Annotated in this window: 13 protein-coding genes; 5 read left to right on the plus strand and 8 right to left on the minus strand. The window is 50.3% G+C overall.

Annotation, left to right across the window (positions count from 1 at the left end):
• Nucleotides 1-182: 182 nt before the first annotated feature.
• Together ABF87_RS01110 and cobC are read left to right on the plus strand one after the other, a co-directional pair.
• The gene (locus tag ABF87_RS01110; protein ID WP_240143457.1) at nt 183-1,073 is read left to right on the plus strand and encodes a TRAP transporter TatT component family protein; all 891 of its coding nucleotides are present in this window, start codon (nt 183-185) and stop codon (nt 1,071-1,073) included.
• Between the two features lie 115 nt (nt 1,074-1,188).
• The gene (gene cobC, locus ABF87_RS01115; RefSeq protein ID WP_160827276.1) at nt 1,189-1,788 is read left to right on the plus strand and encodes an alpha-ribazole phosphatase family protein; all 600 of its coding nucleotides are present in this window, start codon (nt 1,189-1,191) and stop codon (nt 1,786-1,788) included.
• Between the two features lie 52 nt (nt 1,789-1,840).
• On the opposite strand, the gene ABF87_RS01120 is transcribed toward cobC, so the two are convergent.
• The 8 genes from ABF87_RS01120 to ABF87_RS01155 all read right to left on the minus strand — a co-directional run bounded on the left by ABF87_RS01120 (nt 1,841) and on the right by ABF87_RS01155 (nt 10,060).
• Nucleotides 1,841-2,350: an MFS transporter gene (locus tag ABF87_RS01120; RefSeq protein WP_160827277.1), complete on the minus strand. Its 510-nt coding sequence runs from the start codon at nt 2,348-2,350 to the stop codon at nt 1,841-1,843.
• A gap of 282 nt (nt 2,351-2,632) precedes the next feature.
• Entirely contained in the window at nt 2,633-3,916 is a 1,284-nt protein-coding gene (locus ABF87_RS01125; protein ID WP_345789859.1) for an MgtC/SapB family protein, read from the minus strand.
• Complete coding sequence (gene recJ / locus ABF87_RS01130) at nt 3,882-5,648, minus strand: single-stranded-DNA-specific exonuclease RecJ (protein ID WP_160827278.1); 1,767 nt, start codon at nt 5,646-5,648, stop codon at nt 3,882-3,884. The genes ABF87_RS01125 and recJ overlap by 35 nt, the downstream gene beginning before the upstream one ends.
• 45 nt (nt 5,649-5,693) lie before the next feature.
• Nucleotides 5,694-6,542, minus strand: coding sequence for a transporter associated domain-containing protein (locus ABF87_RS01135; protein WP_160827279.1), 849 nt, complete (start codon nt 6,540-6,542; stop codon nt 5,694-5,696).
• 96 nt (nt 6,543-6,638) lie between these two features.
• A complete protein-coding gene (gene ybeY / locus ABF87_RS01140; protein WP_160827377.1) occupies nt 6,639-7,058 on the minus strand; it encodes an rRNA maturation RNase YbeY in 420 nt (139 codons plus the stop codon).
• Between the two features lie 33 nt (nt 7,059-7,091).
• The gene (locus tag ABF87_RS01145; RefSeq protein ID WP_160827280.1) at nt 7,092-8,093 is read right to left on the minus strand and encodes a PhoH family protein; all 1,002 of its coding nucleotides are present in this window, start codon (nt 8,091-8,093) and stop codon (nt 7,092-7,094) included.
• A 248-nt stretch (nt 8,094-8,341) separates the two neighbouring features.
• Entirely contained in the window at nt 8,342-9,670 is a 1,329-nt protein-coding gene (gene miaB, locus ABF87_RS01150) for a tRNA (N6-isopentenyl adenosine(37)-C2)-methylthiotransferase MiaB (protein ID WP_160827281.1), read from the minus strand.
• A gap of 18 nt (nt 9,671-9,688) precedes the next feature.
• Nucleotides 9,689-10,060 (minus strand): hypothetical protein, encoded by a 372-nt coding sequence (locus ABF87_RS01155; protein WP_240143458.1) that lies wholly within the window; start codon nt 10,058-10,060, stop codon nt 9,689-9,691.
• A gap of 140 nt (nt 10,061-10,200) precedes the next feature.
• On the opposite strand from ABF87_RS01155, the gene ABF87_RS01160 reads away from it, so the two are divergent.
• The 3 genes from ABF87_RS01160 to cas3f all read left to right on the plus strand — a co-directional run bounded on the left by ABF87_RS01160 (nt 10,201) and on the right by cas3f (nt 16,072).
• Entirely contained in the window at nt 10,201-11,187 is a 987-nt protein-coding gene (locus tag ABF87_RS01160; RefSeq protein WP_160827282.1) for an SGNH/GDSL hydrolase family protein, read from the plus strand.
• Between the two features lie 367 nt (nt 11,188-11,554).
• Nucleotides 11,555-12,511: a type I-F CRISPR-associated endonuclease Cas1f gene (gene cas1f / locus ABF87_RS01165; RefSeq protein ID WP_160827283.1), complete on the plus strand. Its 957-nt coding sequence runs from the start codon at nt 11,555-11,557 to the stop codon at nt 12,509-12,511.
• 252 nt (nt 12,512-12,763) lie between these two features.
• Nucleotides 12,764-16,072, plus strand: a complete 3,309-nt coding sequence (gene cas3f / locus ABF87_RS01170) for a type I-F CRISPR-associated helicase Cas3f (protein WP_160827284.1) — start codon at nt 12,764-12,766, stop codon at nt 16,070-16,072.
• Nucleotide 16,073 lies beyond the last annotated feature (1 nt).

The following is a 16,073-nucleotide window of genomic DNA, read 5'->3' on the forward strand; positions in this document are numbered from 1 at the left end:
GTTTCGACAGCTTCCTGAGTCATGTGTTTCCCACCATCTCCGGCGTCAGTTGAGATGCTGGCGTTTTCATTCCGGGAATTAATTGATTTCATTTCAGAATTGGATGAAGCTCATCAATAGGCCTTAAATTTCCATGTTATTTGGTGTTTTAATTCGAACGAAATCACAGTATTCTAAACGCAATGACCAACAACGATGGCCGTTCAGAGCGGCTTCTCGGAATGCTGATGGATTGCGCGATGAATGCTTTGATGAAATCGAACCTGCAAAAACTGGAAGGGCAGTTTATTCATTTGTTATCGCAACTGATCGCGGTTGCTTGCCTGACAGTGCCGCTGGCTGGGCAAGATGCGTCGGCGACATTATTGACGCCCGAGAATCAGCAGAAAATTGAACTGGCGGTTTGGAAATACGCCATTGACCGGCCGTTGCTGGTGCAAACCATCGAATGGTTCCGCAATTTGACGCGAGATTCCCGTGAACCGACTGCGATTGCCGAGCTTTCTCGTTTGGAATTCATGCGTGCGCAACTCGAGCTGGATAAGAAGCGCCGCATTCAGTTGTTTGAAAATTGTATCAACGTGGCTGACCAGGCGTTGGCGCTGAACGAGAACGAAGTGCGCGGTTTGTTCTGGAAAGCGGCTGCGATGGGCAAGATGGCGGAAGACAGCGGGGTATTGAATGCACTCAGAATGCTGCGGCCGATGGAGAAAATGCTGTTGAATGTGGTCGCGCTCGATGAAAAATACGAAAACGCCGGCGGGCACCGGGCGTTGGGACGCATGTATCATAAACTGCCGGGTTTCCCGATCAGCTTCGGCAGTAATCAGAAAGCGCTGAAGCATCTCAAACGCGCGCACGATCTTTTTCCTCAGGATGTGATCACGCGCGCCTTCTATGCCGAATTGCTGCTTGACGAAGGCAAAATGGATGAAGCCCGCAAACATGCCGATTTCGTGCTGGCGACCCCGATTGCCGAGGAAGATGCGCGCGAATACGCGGAGTACGTCAATATTGCGTTGGCCGTGATCGAAAAAACAGGTGGCGCGCCGCTGCGGTTGGGCAGCAAGTGATTGCTCTACAAAGACAATCCAATTACCTGCGTCGGTCTTTATTGATCGATATCATTCATTTTCCCCGTTAATCAGCTAAACTAGCTCATCCATAATTAACGGGTTCACGAGTGTTATGAACGAAACTGTGATTGATCTGATCCGTCATGGCGAGCCGGTCGGCGGACGCCGCTACCGCGGACATGGGGTCGACGATTCGCTCAGTGAAAAAGGCTGGTCGCAAATGTGGCATGCAGTGGGAAATTACCATGCCTGGCAGCATATCATCACTTCTCCATTGCAACGTTGCCAGCAATTCGCGCATGCGCTCGGGGAACGTCATGCCATTCCTGTGACGATCGAACCGCGTTTCAAAGAGGTGGGGTTCGGCGAGTGGGAGGGGTTGAGTCATGACGAGATCAAGATTGGACGCGCTACGGAATACCAGGCTTTTTTGCAAGATCCGGTCAATTGCCGGCCGCGGGATGCCGAACCGCTCGAAGATTTCATCCAGCGCGTCAATTCGGCGTATGAAGACATGATCGCGTGCCATTCCAACGGTCATATCCTGATCGTTGCTCACGCTGGCGTCATGCGTGCGCTGATCGCCAAAACCATCCAGGCGCCGTCGGCGGGCCTGTACCGCATCAAGATCAGCAACGGTGGCGTGACGCGGATTTGTCATACAAAAACCGGCGGGGTGTTGGAATTGCTGAATGGGAAACTATCCAATTGAAAAATAAGATATTACTGATCGGATATTTCCCAATTCATACATAACTAATATTTTACGGAAATGCCGGGATCTTGGGTTCGGTATGCTCAATTTCTGCTTGGGGAATATGTTGTTTAATAAGCTCTTCAGTCTCTGCAACTTGATCTGTCGGTACATCGACCAGAATCAGAAATTTACCTTCCTCGATCGCTTTCTCGAATTCTTTAATTCGCCTATTGCCAATGCTCATTCCTACCAGACCGCTTACCCATGCACCAAGACCTGCACCAAACAGCGTAGTGCCCAGCAGGATGCCGCCAGCAAAAACCGCTGAAGCGGGGGGAAGAGCCATAGCAACCAGCCCTGCCAGCATGCCAGTCGTTCCTCCCACGGCAAGACCTTGTTCTACGGCTGGAACGAAATCGCTTTTTTGTAAAAGATTACCTTCGGGTAAATCTTCGAGCGGAGTGTCGCGTTTTGCAATCACATGAATAGATTTTTCTTCGATTCTAGTTAAGCGTAATCTTTCAACTACACGTTTAGTCGTATCAATATCGGGACTTAAAAAATAAATTCGACGCATGATTTTCTCCTTGCATATGGTCAATCAATAAGACCAAAAATATCTGCTGGGGCAGAATTAGTATGTACGAAAGCGTACTTAACGCCTTTTGTTGCACCTTGAACCAAGTCTCCCAGGCATTTAACGCAATAGTGCGGCTGAACGTGCGGGAATTTTAAAAAGAGAAGGTTTGGGTGGTTGTGGAGTATGTGTCATGCGCCATGGCGAGTGTGGCGCTGATTGCTGGGTTTCGGCAGAGCCGGATTTACGCTCGAGGCAATGCAAATTGCACGGCAGGATGTATCAGACCAGCAGCAATAGCGCCAGCCCAATCCCGGCAGCCGTTGCCAGCATGCCTGAGATGCAGTGCTTGGCGAGCAGCGTGGTGCCGATGAAGCAGATCAATCCAAGTTTGAAGCCGATATTCGAGAGTATGCCGAGCGAAATGGCGGTTACGGCCTCGCTGGCTGACAGTTTGCCCATTTCAAATAATCGTAGGCTGGATAAGGTAATGGCGTCGACGTCCGTTAGTCCGGATAGCAGAGCCACGGCATACAGCCCTTTGCTGCCAGCAGCATCAGACAGCCAAGCGGAAAAGAACAACACGATGCCGTAAATTCCACCAAAAGCGGCTGCTGTGCGGATTTCGGTGGGATTTTTGATCTCGGGCAGTGCCACTCCGTTGTGATGATTCAGTTGGCGCCACCAATACACGGTAACGGCGGAACCCAGCGCTAAACCGCAACCGAGTACCGGCAATAACAACGGTATGATGGTCGGGGATGCGATGGCGCTGACGATGGCAAGGCGAATCAGTACGGTGAGGTTGGCGATCAGGATAACGACTACGGCCAGATGCGTGAAATCCTGGTTTTCAACGCTACGGCGAGCATAGACCAGCGTTGTCGCGGTGCTCGACACCAACCCGCCCAGCAAGCCCAGGACTGGGCCGTGTGGATGCCCGAGCAGTTGCAGTGCTACATACCCGGCCAGGCTGACGCCGGAAATCAATACCACCATCAGCCAGATCTGGTATGGATTGATGGCATCATACGGGCCGAAGTTCTGATCCGGCAATACCGGCAGAATGATAAACGTGAGCACGGCGAACTGCAGCATCGAAATTAGATCGCGCCGGCTCAATTTCTGGGTAATGCCATGCAATTCGGCTTTGAAATACAGTAATACCGTGGTGATGATCGCCAGCATGATGGCCAGCGTTTCGTTGTGATACCAGACCGCCGCGCCCAGCCCATAGCAGATGAGCAGCGCAACCACCGTCGTCGTGCCCGGATCAGCATTGTCGTCCTTGACCCGCAAATATGTGGCGATGATCATTGCGCCGATCACCAGCAATCCACCGAGCAGCAGCCACGGCGAGGTTTTTTCGGACAGCATCGCGGCGAGGGTGCCAAACAACGCAACCAATGCGAATGTTCTCAATCCGGCGCGGGAGCCGGGACTGCGCTCGCGCTCCAATCCGATCAGCAGTCCGATGGCCAGGCTGGTCAGGAAATGCGGCAATGCCGACAATTCCCCATTCAACGTGAATTCAGGAGGCATGGCCGACGATCGGTTGTTCGGCATCAGACCAGTGCTCAAGCAGCAATTGCAATGTCGTTTTGCCATTGAATTCGTTGACCTGCAGGCGATATACCGCGTCGATCAGGCCGGGCAATGGGCCACTCTGGAAGAACAGAATGGCGTCATAAAACGGTTCGGCTTGGGACATTTCGCCCGGCGCGGCTCGCTTCCGCAATTTCAGTTTGAGGTGTTTTTCGCCGACGATGCGCTGGCTTTCGACCAGAAATTGTGCCGAGAAAGTTGGTTGTGGGAAACCTTGACCCCAGACTTGCCGTGCGAGATATTCCGCCAATTCCATCGTGATTTCCGACAACTCCAGATCGCCATCGGTCTCGATGACGCGCGTCAGATGCGCGGGCGTCAACAGCGATTGCGCGACCTGCTCGAATACCTGGCAGAATTGTTTGTAATCACGGGCGCGGATGGTCAATCCTGCGGCAGCGGCATGGCCGCCAAATTTGAGGATCAGTTCCGGATGGCGCTTGGCGACCAGATCGAGTGCATCGCGCAAATGAAATCCGTTGATCGACCGCCCGGAGCCTTTCAGTTCGTCCGGATTGCCGGCGGCGAAAATGATCACGGGGCGGTGGTATCTATCCTTGATGCGCGACGCGAGTATGCCGATCACGCCTTGATGCCAGTCGGGATCGAACAGGCAAATGCTGTAGGCTTGCTGGAGTTCGGGTTGCTGACAGTCGAGCATCGCATCGAGCTTGTCCAGAGCGTTTTCTTGCATTGTCGATTCAATTTCACGGCGCTGGCGATTCAATTCATCGAGCTGCCGGGCGCATTCCGCGGCGTAGGCGTCATCATCGGTCAGCAGGCAGTCGATGCCGAGCGACATGTCATCCAGGCGCCCGGCGGCATTCAAACGCGGCCCGAGTATGAAGCCGAGCTCATACGTCGAAATTTGCTGATAATCGCGCCGCGCGATCTGCAATAACGCATGGATTCCGGCGCAGCAGCGTCCTTTGCGAATGCGCTGCAAGCCTTGCTGCACCAGGATACGGTTATTGTTATCGAGTTTGACCACGTCCGCGACGGTGCCGAGCGCCACCAAGTCGAGAAAACTGGCGAGGTTCGGTTCGGGGATAGTGGCGAAAGCGCCGCGCTGGCGTAATTCCGCCCGCAATGCCAGCATCAGATAAAAAATAACGCCGACCCCGGCGATGCTTTTGCTCGGGAATGAACAACCCGGCTGGTTGGGATTGATGATGGCCGTGGCAGCGGGCAAGGTATCGCCGGGCAAATGATGATCGGTGATCAACACTTCCATGCCTAAGCGGTTGGCTTCCGCGACACCATCGACGCTGGCAATGCCGTTGTCGACCGTGATCAGAATGTCGGGGTTTTGGGTCGCATGCGCCAGTTGCACGATTTCGGGTGTCAGGCCATAGCCGAATTCAAACCGGTTCGGCACTAGATAATCGACCTGCGCGCCCAGCTTGCGCAAAATGCGCACACCCACCGCGCATGCCGTGGCGCCATCCGAATCATAGTCGGCCACGATCAGCAGGCGTTTTTGGGCGGCGATGGCATCGGCCAGCAAAGATGCCATCACTGTGCAGTTTTTCAACTGCTCGAACGGGATCAGATGGGTCAATTCGGTTTCGAGCTGACCGGTATCCGCGATGCCGCGCGCTGCATAGATGCGTGCCAGCACCGGCGGCAATCCGCAGTCGCTCAACGCCTGAAATGTCTGCGCGTCATAGGAACGCGGGGTAATCTTGGGCATGGGCCGAATAGTACTGCGATTGATCGTGGAGTGCGAGCAGATGAATCATTCCGTGACAGGTTCTGGCGCTGCGGCGAGTTTTTCGACCTTGAGCATGTGCAGGCGGCGGCTATCGGCGCGCTGAATGGTGAATTTGAAATGATCGATCACCACCGATTCATCGCGTTTCGGCAAACGGCCGAATTTGTTGAGTACCAGGCCGCCGATGGTGTCGTAATCGTCATCCGGGAAATGCGCTCCGAAGGTTTCGTTGAATCCGTCGATCTCGGTGATGGCTTTCACGCGATAGGTGCCATCTCCTTGCATGACAATATTGTCTTCTTCTTCATCGAAGTCGTATTCGTCCTCGATGTCGCCGACGATCTGCTCCAGCACGTCCTCGATCGTCACCAGGCCGGCGACGCCGCCGTATTCGTTCACGACGATGGCCATATGATTGCGGTTGCTGCGGAAATCCTTCAGCAGTACATTCAATCGCTTTGCTTCGGGGATGAACACTGCCGGACGCAGCATGTCGCGGATATTGAATTCTTCGGGATCGGCATAATACCTCAACAGATCCTTTGCGAGCAGGATACCGATGATGTCATCCTCCGAGCCTTCAATGACCGGAAAGCGCGAATGCGCGGCTTCAATGACGAAGGGAATGAATTTTTCGGGTTTTTCGCTGATGTCGACGACATCCATTTGCGAGCGTGGCACCATGATGTCGCGGGCCTGCATTTCCGAGACTTGCATGACGCCTTCGATCATGCTGAGCGCGTCTGAATCGAGCAGATTCCGCTCGAAGGCGGAATGTAATACGGTGATGAGTTGTTCGCGGTCTTCCGGTTCGCGGATCAGTAAAGCGCTGAGCCGTTCTAACCAGCCGCCTTTGGGTGATGGGTCATCCATAATGGTGTGAGTGTCGTTTCGATAGTCTCAAAAAACAGTTCATGAGCAAATCCGTGAATACAGGTTTGTGTTGCGCTTATCGCCGTGAGTTCGCATTTATCGCTCGTTATACGGATCATCATAACCCAACCGCGCCAGAATCTGCGTTTCCAGGTGCTCCATCTGCACGGCGTCAGCCTCTTCAATATGGTCATATCCTTGCAGATGCAGGACGCCATGCACGGTCAGATGCGCATAATGCGCCAGCAACGGTTTTTGCTGCGCTTGCGCTTCCTGGCTGATGACCGGTGCGCACAGCACGATGTCGCCGGTCAATGGCTGAGTGTCGTCATACACGAATGTCAGCACATTGGTGGCGTAATCCTTCTGGCGAAATTGCCGGTTCAACTCTCGGCCTTCGGCATCATCCACCAGCCGCAATACGATTTCCGTATCCTGCGTCAGCGCAGCCTTCACCCAGCGGCGAAATTGCGGTCGTGTCGGAATCTCGGAATGGGTTGTCGCATATTGCACCATGAGTTTGAGTGATTTGTCCGTGCGCAAGGTCGATCAGGATTCCGGATTGAGTTTGTCGTGTTTATCGTATGCATCGACGATGCGCTGCACCAGCGGGTGCCGGACGACATCTTCCGACTTGAATCGGCTGAAGGCAATGCCGCGAATATCCTTGAGCACCTGCTGCGCTTCGATCAGTCCGCTCTTTTGATGCTTGGGCAGATCGATTTGCGTGACATCGCCGGTGATGACGGCTTTCGAACCCAAACCGATCCGTGTCAGAAACATTTTCATTTGTTCCGGCGTCGTGTTCTGCGCTTCATCCAGGATGATGAAGGACTTATTGAGCGTGCGTCCGCGCATGAAAGCCAGTGGTGCGATTTCGATGGTGTTGCGTTCAAATTGCTTACTGGTTTTATCAAAGCCCATTAAATCATACAGCGCGTCATACAGCGGGCGTAGATAAGGATCGACCTTCTGGGTCATATCCCCGGGCAGAAACCCCAGCCGCTCACCGGCTTCCACTGCCGGGCGCACCAGAATCAGGCGTGACACCAGATCGCGTTCCAGCGCATCGACAGCGCTGGCTACCGCCAGATAGGTTTTGCCAGTGCCAGCCGGGCCAATCGCGAACGTAATGTCGTGTTCCTGGATATGCTGCAAATACTCAGTCTGACGCGGGGTGCGGCCATATAGATTGGTGCGGCGCGTCAGCAGTACCGGCGCTTCCGGGCGTTTGGCGGTTGGCGTTGTATCAGGATCGCCATCATTTGCCAGCGCCTGATTGTGCGGATTGAGCATTTCGATCAAACCGAGCTGGACTTGCTCCAGGCTCAGATGGTGTTGCGCTTGATCATAAAAACGGCGCAGCACTCTCACAGCCAATTGGGTTTTATCGGATTGGCCGGCAAAGCTGAAATGCTCGCCACGTCGTGAAATGGTGACATCCAGCGCTGTCCCGATCTGCTTCAGATTCTCATCCAGCGCACCGCATAGATTCGCCAGTCGCTGGTTATCAGTGGGGGTAAATGAAATTTCGATGGGTTTGGATTTCAAGGGTGCGTGATACGATTACGATAAAAGAATTTTCTCAGTGGTTGGCCTACTTTGCAAGCACAACCTCATGTGGATGCCTGCCAAGAAGCTCTGACAAGGGCAGCGAGCGACGACTCGGCAAGGCGGAATCGATTGAGCAAGCGCAGTTTGTAACGGAGTGAGCGGACACGCTGAGTCTGATGTCAAGCAGCATGGCCGAGCACAGTAGTTTTTGGAACTTCTTTAAGCATTTGATGCATTTGATGACGTCAGTCGGATACTATTTCGCCGCGCAACGTGTGGGATCTGGCTTCAGTAATACGTACATTGATAAAGTTGCCCACCAGGCTGGAATCGCAGGCCAGATTGACGACCCGGTTATTATCGGTGCGGCCGAAAAACTCGTCGGCATTTTTCTTCGATACGCCTTCGAGCAGCACGCGCTGTACCGAGCCGACCATCTGCTGGCTGATTTTGCGGGCTTGTTGATTGATTTGTGCTTGCAGGCGCTGCAAGCGTTCCAGTTTGACTTCCTGTGGCGTGTCGTCGGGCAAGTCAGCCGCGGGTGTGCCCGGGCGCGGGCTGTAGACGAAACTGTAGGATTCGTCGAAATTCAAATCCTCGATCAATGTCATCGTGGCTGCAAAATCGGCTTCGGTTTCACCGGGAAAACCAACGATGAAATCGGACGACAACGAGATATCCGGCCGGATTGTGCGCAATTTGCGGATGATGGATTTATATTCCAGCACACTGTAGCCGCGCTTCATTGCAGCCAGGATACGGTCGGAACCGGATTGCACCGGCAGATGCAGATGATTGACCAGTTTCGGCAATTGATCGTATGACTGGATCAGGCGCGTGGTAAATTCCTTGGGGTGCGACGTGGTATAGCGAATGCGCTCGAGGCCGGGGATCTCATGCAGATATTCCAGCAGCAACGCGAAATCGGCAATTTCGCCGTCCTCGACGACACCCAGGTAGGCATTGACGTTTTGCCCGAGCAACGTCACTTCCTTGATACCTTGATCGGCGAGCACGGCAATTTCGGTGAGCACATCGCCGAGCGGGCGCGACACTTCTTCGCCGCGGGTATACGGCACGACGCAGAAACTGCAGTATTTGCTGCATCCTTCCATGATCGACACGAACGCGGTTACGCCTTCGGTGCGCGCCGGTGGCAGGTGGTCGAATTTCTCTATTTCAGGAAATGAAATATCCACTTGCGAACGGCCGGTGGCCTTGCGCGTCTCGATGAGCTGCGGCAAGCGGTGCAAGGTCTGTGGGCCGAATACCACATCGACGAACGGCGCACGGCTGACGATCGCCTTGCCTTCCTGACTGGCGACGCAGCCGCCGACGCCGATCAACAGATTCGGATTGGTTTCCTTCAGGTGCCGCACACGGCCGAGATCATGAAACACTTTCTCCTGTGCTTTCTCGCGCACTGAGCAGGTATTGAACAGAATGATATCGGCCTGCGCCGGGTCGTCGGTGGATTCCATGCCGTACGCAGCATGCAGGACATCGGCCATTTTTTCCGAGTCGTACTCGTTCATCTGGCACCCAAAGGTTTTGATATAAAGCTTGTTACTCACAAATCGTCTAGCGCTCTGTTAAAAGGAAAATAAACGCCTCAGCAGGGAAGGGACTCGTTGGCCTTCTCGCTCCGCGGCTTTGACTTCGTCCGGTGTCAAAAACCAGACACGATGTAGATAACCGGAAATGTCCAGTTGATAACGAATCAATCCTTTATAGCTGGCTGTACTGGGCTGAATGATCAGATTATCGATACCGCGCACCTGTCCGCCTGCCGCCATTTGAAACTGCTGACCATTGATCGTAAATACCGGAAACGACACCGCAGTCAAATCCCCCAGCTTGCTGTCGACCGGAAAATTCCTGACCTGCTGACTCAAACCAGGCTGAGACCACAGAATCAGAGTGAAAGTGGCCAGCAATACCAGTATCGATATTTTTTTCAACATTTCTGAACAATGGTCGGATAAAGTTTATGAATCAGCAGGTTGATCTTGATCAGTGGCATACGGCTGCCGGGTGGCTATGATACGATAAACCGCGATTCAGTATCAATGGTTTTACGAATAACGCTTATCTGGGAGGTTTCATGAAATACCTTGGCAAACTTGTTATTGCAGCGATATTCATCGGGTTCACTTCGAGCGCATTTGCGCACAATTTTTCCGGCCTATACATCTTCGGCGATAGTCTTTCTGATGCGGGTAATCTTGCTTTGACGATTGGTACTGATCCTGACCAGACAATCACCGGCAATGACTATGTTCCCAGCAAACCCTACGCGTCGGGTCAGTTAACCAATGGCGACGTATGGGTTTCAACATTTGCCCATGCTATCGGACTAGGGGCTTTTTCAGAGCCTGCCTTGGCCGGAGGCGGCAACTTCGCTTTTGGTGGCGCCAGAACCGGCACTGATGGCGTGAACCTCCCACCCAGCCTGATTGCTCAAGGAGGATTGTTCTTGCGTAGCAACAATGGAGTCGCGCCGAATGATGCGCTGTATGTATTGCAAAGTGGCGGCAATGATGCGCGTGATGCACTTGCGCAGATTCTATCGGGCGTCCCCTCAGAAACAGTGATTGAAGCCACTGCGGCCCAGTATGCGCACTCCTTGGGCGTAATGGTTGATCAACTGCAAATGGCCGGTGCGCATCGCATTGTAATTTGGAACGTGCCCAACATCGGCTTGGCGCCCGCGCTTACCCATCTGGGCTCGCAAGCCTCTCTCCTTGGAGAACAAATGGCAGTTGCGATGAACCATGCGCTGTCGGATCGCATGTCCCTTGAACCCGGCGTCAGTATTTTTGATGATTTCAGTTTGGTTACGCAGGCAATAATGAATCCAGCGGATTATGGATTGACCAATGTAACGGATGCTTGCGGCGCCGCACTCGCTTGCGATCCTTTATCTTATTTATTCTGGGACGGACTTCATCCCACCGCCGCCGGACATGTGCTACTGGCCCAGCATATGATCCAAATGATCCCAGAACCGGCTGCCTATCTCTTGCTGCTAGCGGGTTTGCTGGTAGTCAGTATGCAAATTAGGCACCGCCAGCACTCTGCTGACTGTTGATCATCATGTGAATGGATATCAGCGAAATAGAGGGCAGAAAGCACTCTATTTCGCTCAAGGTCGATTACTCCGCTCATTTATCGTTGCGAGATTATTTTTTCAGTTGATGAACCTTTAATCAAGGAATCGAAGGAAGCGCTTTGGCGTTTTCAGTGCGATCCAATTGGCTGTTATGACAACGTAAACACTCGGCCAGATTTAGGAATAGATGTTGTTTTGCTGGCAATTAACTGAATAATAAGAAATATCGGCTTTGATAGTGGGGTTGAAAAAAAGCAATAATCCGTGAGTACGGAATAAAGGGCGGTAATGGAATGCCATCCTCACAGGTTTATTTTGTTTTTTTAGTTAAGAGGTAGCTACAAAAATGGAACAATTGACCGACCTGAAAGCAATTCTGCACTCCAAGCGAGCCAATATTTATTACCTTGAAAAATGCCGTGTGATGCAAAAAGACGGGCGCGTTCTTTATTTGACGGAAGCCAAGGATGAACAGCTTTATTGGAATATCCCGATTGCCAATACCACGGTCATTTTATTAGGTACCGGCACTTCGATCACGCAAGCGGCAGTACGTATGCTGGCATCGACCGGTGTTTTGATCGGTTTCAGTGGTGGCGGTGGCACGCCACTATTGGCCGCCAGTGAAATTGAATGGCTCACGCCGCAGAGCGAATACAGGCCGACCGAATACGTCCAAGGATGGCTGTCATTCTGGTTCGATGCAGCGAAACGATTGCAGGTTGCCAAACACTTCCAACTTATGCGCATCGATTACCTGCAAGACGTATGGCGCAAGGATAAGGATTTAAAAAATGAGCGCTTCTTTTTCGATGACCAAGATATCACACAGGCGTTCTCAGGTTTTTCAAACAAAGTTGAGCAAGCGAACAATGTCACTGAATTATTGTTGATCGAAGCGCAACTCACCAAAAACCTCTACAAAATTGCTGTCAGCCGAACCCAGCAAAAAGATTTCGTGCGTAATTACGACAGCACCGACAGCGCAAATGCTTTTCTCAATCACGGTAATTACTTAGCCTATGGATTAGCTGCGACCACACTTTGGGTACTGGGCATTCCGCACGGCTTTGCCGTGATGCACGGAAAAACCCGCCGTGGTGCATTGGTGTTCGACATCGCCGACCTCGTCAAAGATGCCATCGTCCTGCCTTGGGCTTTCGTTTGCGCCAAAGAAAAAATGAGCGAACAGGAATTCCGCCAGCAAATCCTGCAAAAATTTACCGAGCATAAAGCCATGGATTTCATGTTCGAGCAGGTTAAAGAGATTTGTATTAAGTATAAAAATTTAACTACGTTTTAATAGGGTAAAGTTTATGTTAAGATTGCTTTGGTTAAATACCACAGGAGTCTTGATGCATGCTGAAGCGCATTCTTTGTTTTTTTGATACTTATTTTGCTCTTTGTTTATTCGAGCTCGGCATATTAGCAAAACTATGATTAAATTCTCAGTACTGCTGTACAAGCAGCTTAGAAATATTAAAACGTTGTATTTACTGCCGCACAGGCAGCTTAATTTATATCTGTATCTCTCTACAACAAGGTTGACCATATTATGATGGTCACCTTCGTCAGCCAATGCGAGAAAAAAGCGCTCAATCGCACCCGGCGGGTATTGGATGCTTTCGCCAATCGTATCGGCGACAACACATGGCAAACCGTGATCACGGAAGAAGGATTGATCGCTGTCAAAACCCTGCTACGCAAAACCGCAACCAAGAATACCGCCGTAGCCTGCCATTGGATCAGATCGCGAAGCCGCAGCGAGTTGGTTTGGATTGTAGGGAATCGCAAGCGGTTTAATGCTGAAGGAGGTGTACCTGTAAATAGCACCAAAAAAGATTTGAGTCATCGTGAATGGGAAAAAGGTTGGCATACAACTGAAATTATCACTACCGCTTCGGCAATTGCAGGTTTGTTCCATGATCTTGGCAAAGCAAATGATTTGTTTCAGGACAAATTGAATCAATGTGTAAAGGAAAAAAACACAAAAAGATTCGAGCCATACCGGCATGAATGGGTATCTTTGCGAATTTTTCAAGCATTTGTTTCTGGAAGAAGTGATCAAGAATGGCTTAAGCAATTGGCCGATATTGATGAAGATTTAGAAAATCACGTTATACAAAAAATAATTATTGATAACCCTGATTCGGACAAATCTAATAATCCATTTGCTACCTTACCTACGTTTGCAAGACTAGTGGCTTGGTTGGTAGTTTCACACCATCGTTTACCTGTTTATCCTAAGCTTGGTAATACAGAACCTAGTTTTGACCAAGCTGACAAATGGCTAATCCTTTCTTTTGATGAATCTTGGAATTCGATCAATAGCCAGAACCATAAATGGGAAGAACGAATCTTAAAAGCTAATTGGACATTCTCTTATCGTACCCCACTGGCAAGCAAAACCTGGCAAAAAAGGGCTAGCGAACTGTCAAGGCGAGCTTTAATTTGCCCAGGTTTGATGAAAGTTGATTGGTTTTGCCAACCGTTTGTTATGCACTTGTCGCGTCTGGCCCTGATGCTTGCTGATCATCACTATTCCGCCAAAGACGCACAAACCCGTTGGCAAGATAGCAATTATCAAGCTTTTGCCAATACCAACGAGCAACGCCAGCCTAAACAAAAACTGGATGAGCACAATGTTGGTGTAAGCCAGCACGCTTTTGAATTCTCTCTTAAATTTCGGCGTTTGCGCGAAGAATTGCCATCGCTTAACGACAACAGAACATTAACCAAAGGCCCGGAAGAAGATAAAGAGCCTTGGCAAGTAAAAGCCTATCAAGCAATGCAACAGATTCAGAGTCAGGCTAAAGAGCAAGGTTTTTTCGGTATCAATATGGCTTCGACCGGAAGAGGTAAAACCTTGGCAAACGCCAGAATCATGTATGGTTTAGCTGATGAGTCAGAAGGCTGCCGCTTTAGTGTTGCCTTGGGTTTACGGACATTAACCTTGCAAACGGGCGATGCGTTGCAAGAACGCTTGAAACTCGATAAAACGGATATTGCTACGCTGATCGGTTCTCAGGCCATTCTGCAGTTGAACCAAATCAATCAAGGTAAACAAACCGAAGATGGCTTGTTTGCCATGCGCGGTAGCGAAAGCTTGGAGTTGGGTTTGGATGATGACGGATTCGACGTCATCTATAACACCGAATTCTACGAAGGACAATTGGAAAAGTGGTTTCCAAACAATAGAAAAGCGAAGAAACTGCTCCATGCGCCCATATTGGTTAGCACAATTGACCATTTAACACCTGCCACGGAAGGCGTTCGAGGCGGAAGACAAATTGTACCGATGTTACGTTTACTGACATCGGATTTGGTCCTAGATGAGCCTGATGAATTTGACCTAAATGACTTGCCTGCACTGACTCGCCTGGTAAATTGGGCTGGCATGTTGGGTGCAAAAGTATTGTTGTCTACGGCAACCATGCCACCTGCACTGGCTTATGCACTATTTGAAGCCTATCAAGAAGGGCGGAAAGCATTTAACACCGCTACCAACCAAGCAATTACAAAAAAATCCGTTGTCTGCGCTTGGTGTGATGAATTTAGTGTGCAGGTGTCAGAACAAGAGAATATTCAGAGCTATATCAAAGCTCATGATGAATTCATTCAAAAACGCATTACCAAGCTGAATCAAGACAATTCGATTTTCCGCAAAGCAAAATTGCTGGAAATTGCTGCCACAACTGATCTACCACCGCTCAACACTATGAGCGTGGTAATCCGTCAGGGCATGGTGGCTTTGCATCAAGGTCATCACCAACAACACGCGTCGGGTAAAAAAGTCTCTATCGGTTTGGTGCGCATAGCCAATATCAATCCCTTAGTAGCCATTGCCAAGCTGCTTTATACCTATCCTGTACCGGAAAATTTCCGTATCCATTACTGCATTTATCACAGCCAATACCCTTTGGCACAACGGGCATTCATTGAAAGTAAATTAGACCAAGCCCTCAACCGTAAAGATCAAGAAGCCATTTGGAATTGCCCTGAAATTCAACACGCATTAAGCCATTATCCAGAGCAAGACCAGATTTTTGTGGTATTGGCAACCTCGGTGGCGGAAGTCGGGCGTGACCACGATTACGACTGGGCGATTGCTGAACCCAGTTCCATGCGCTCAATCATTCAAATCGCCGGACGCATACAGCGGCATCGTAAACAAGTACCGGAAACTGAGAATTTTTATATTCTGGCTAAGAACTATAAAGCTTTAAAAGGAAAAGAGCTTGCCTATGAAAAACCTGGATTTGAATCAAAGCATCGAAAACTACGCAGCCATGATTTAGATGAAGTACTGAATAACCAGCAATATGCAGTACCACGCGCTACACCAAGCATCTTTTGTCCTCCCCTGAACAAAGAAAGCAGAAAGCCACCGTTCCAAAATCTAGTTGTTCTGGAGCACATGGCATACCGTGAAATATTGTTAGGCGATAACGAACAACAGAATAACGCTCGCATCTGGTGGAAAAACCAGGTGTCATGGTGCGCCGAAATCCAGCGCAAGCAACCTTTTAGAGCGTCCTCACCTGATCAAGCGTATTGCCTTTATCTCGAAGCGGATGATGATAAACCTATTTGGCAAATCAAAAACGAAAATGTTAGTCCCTCAAAATATGAAACCACAACGGATATTGTGAATATTGATTTAACTCCAGCTAATGGTAATCAGCCCTGGTTTGACTTTGATCTTCAAGATCAATATGGGTATTTAGCGGAACAGTTTGAAAAATCTTTGAAATATATCAGCTATTGTTTTGGCGAAATACGTTTGCCCGACTATGAAAATCAAATAAATGAATGGTATTACTCCCCAATGCTTGGGGTTTTTAGAGAGATTAGAAAGGAGTAAT

The organism is Nitrosomonas sp. JL21 (genome assembly GCF_009833095.1).
GTDB lineage: Bacteria > Pseudomonadota > Gammaproteobacteria > Burkholderiales > Nitrosomonadaceae > Nitrosomonas.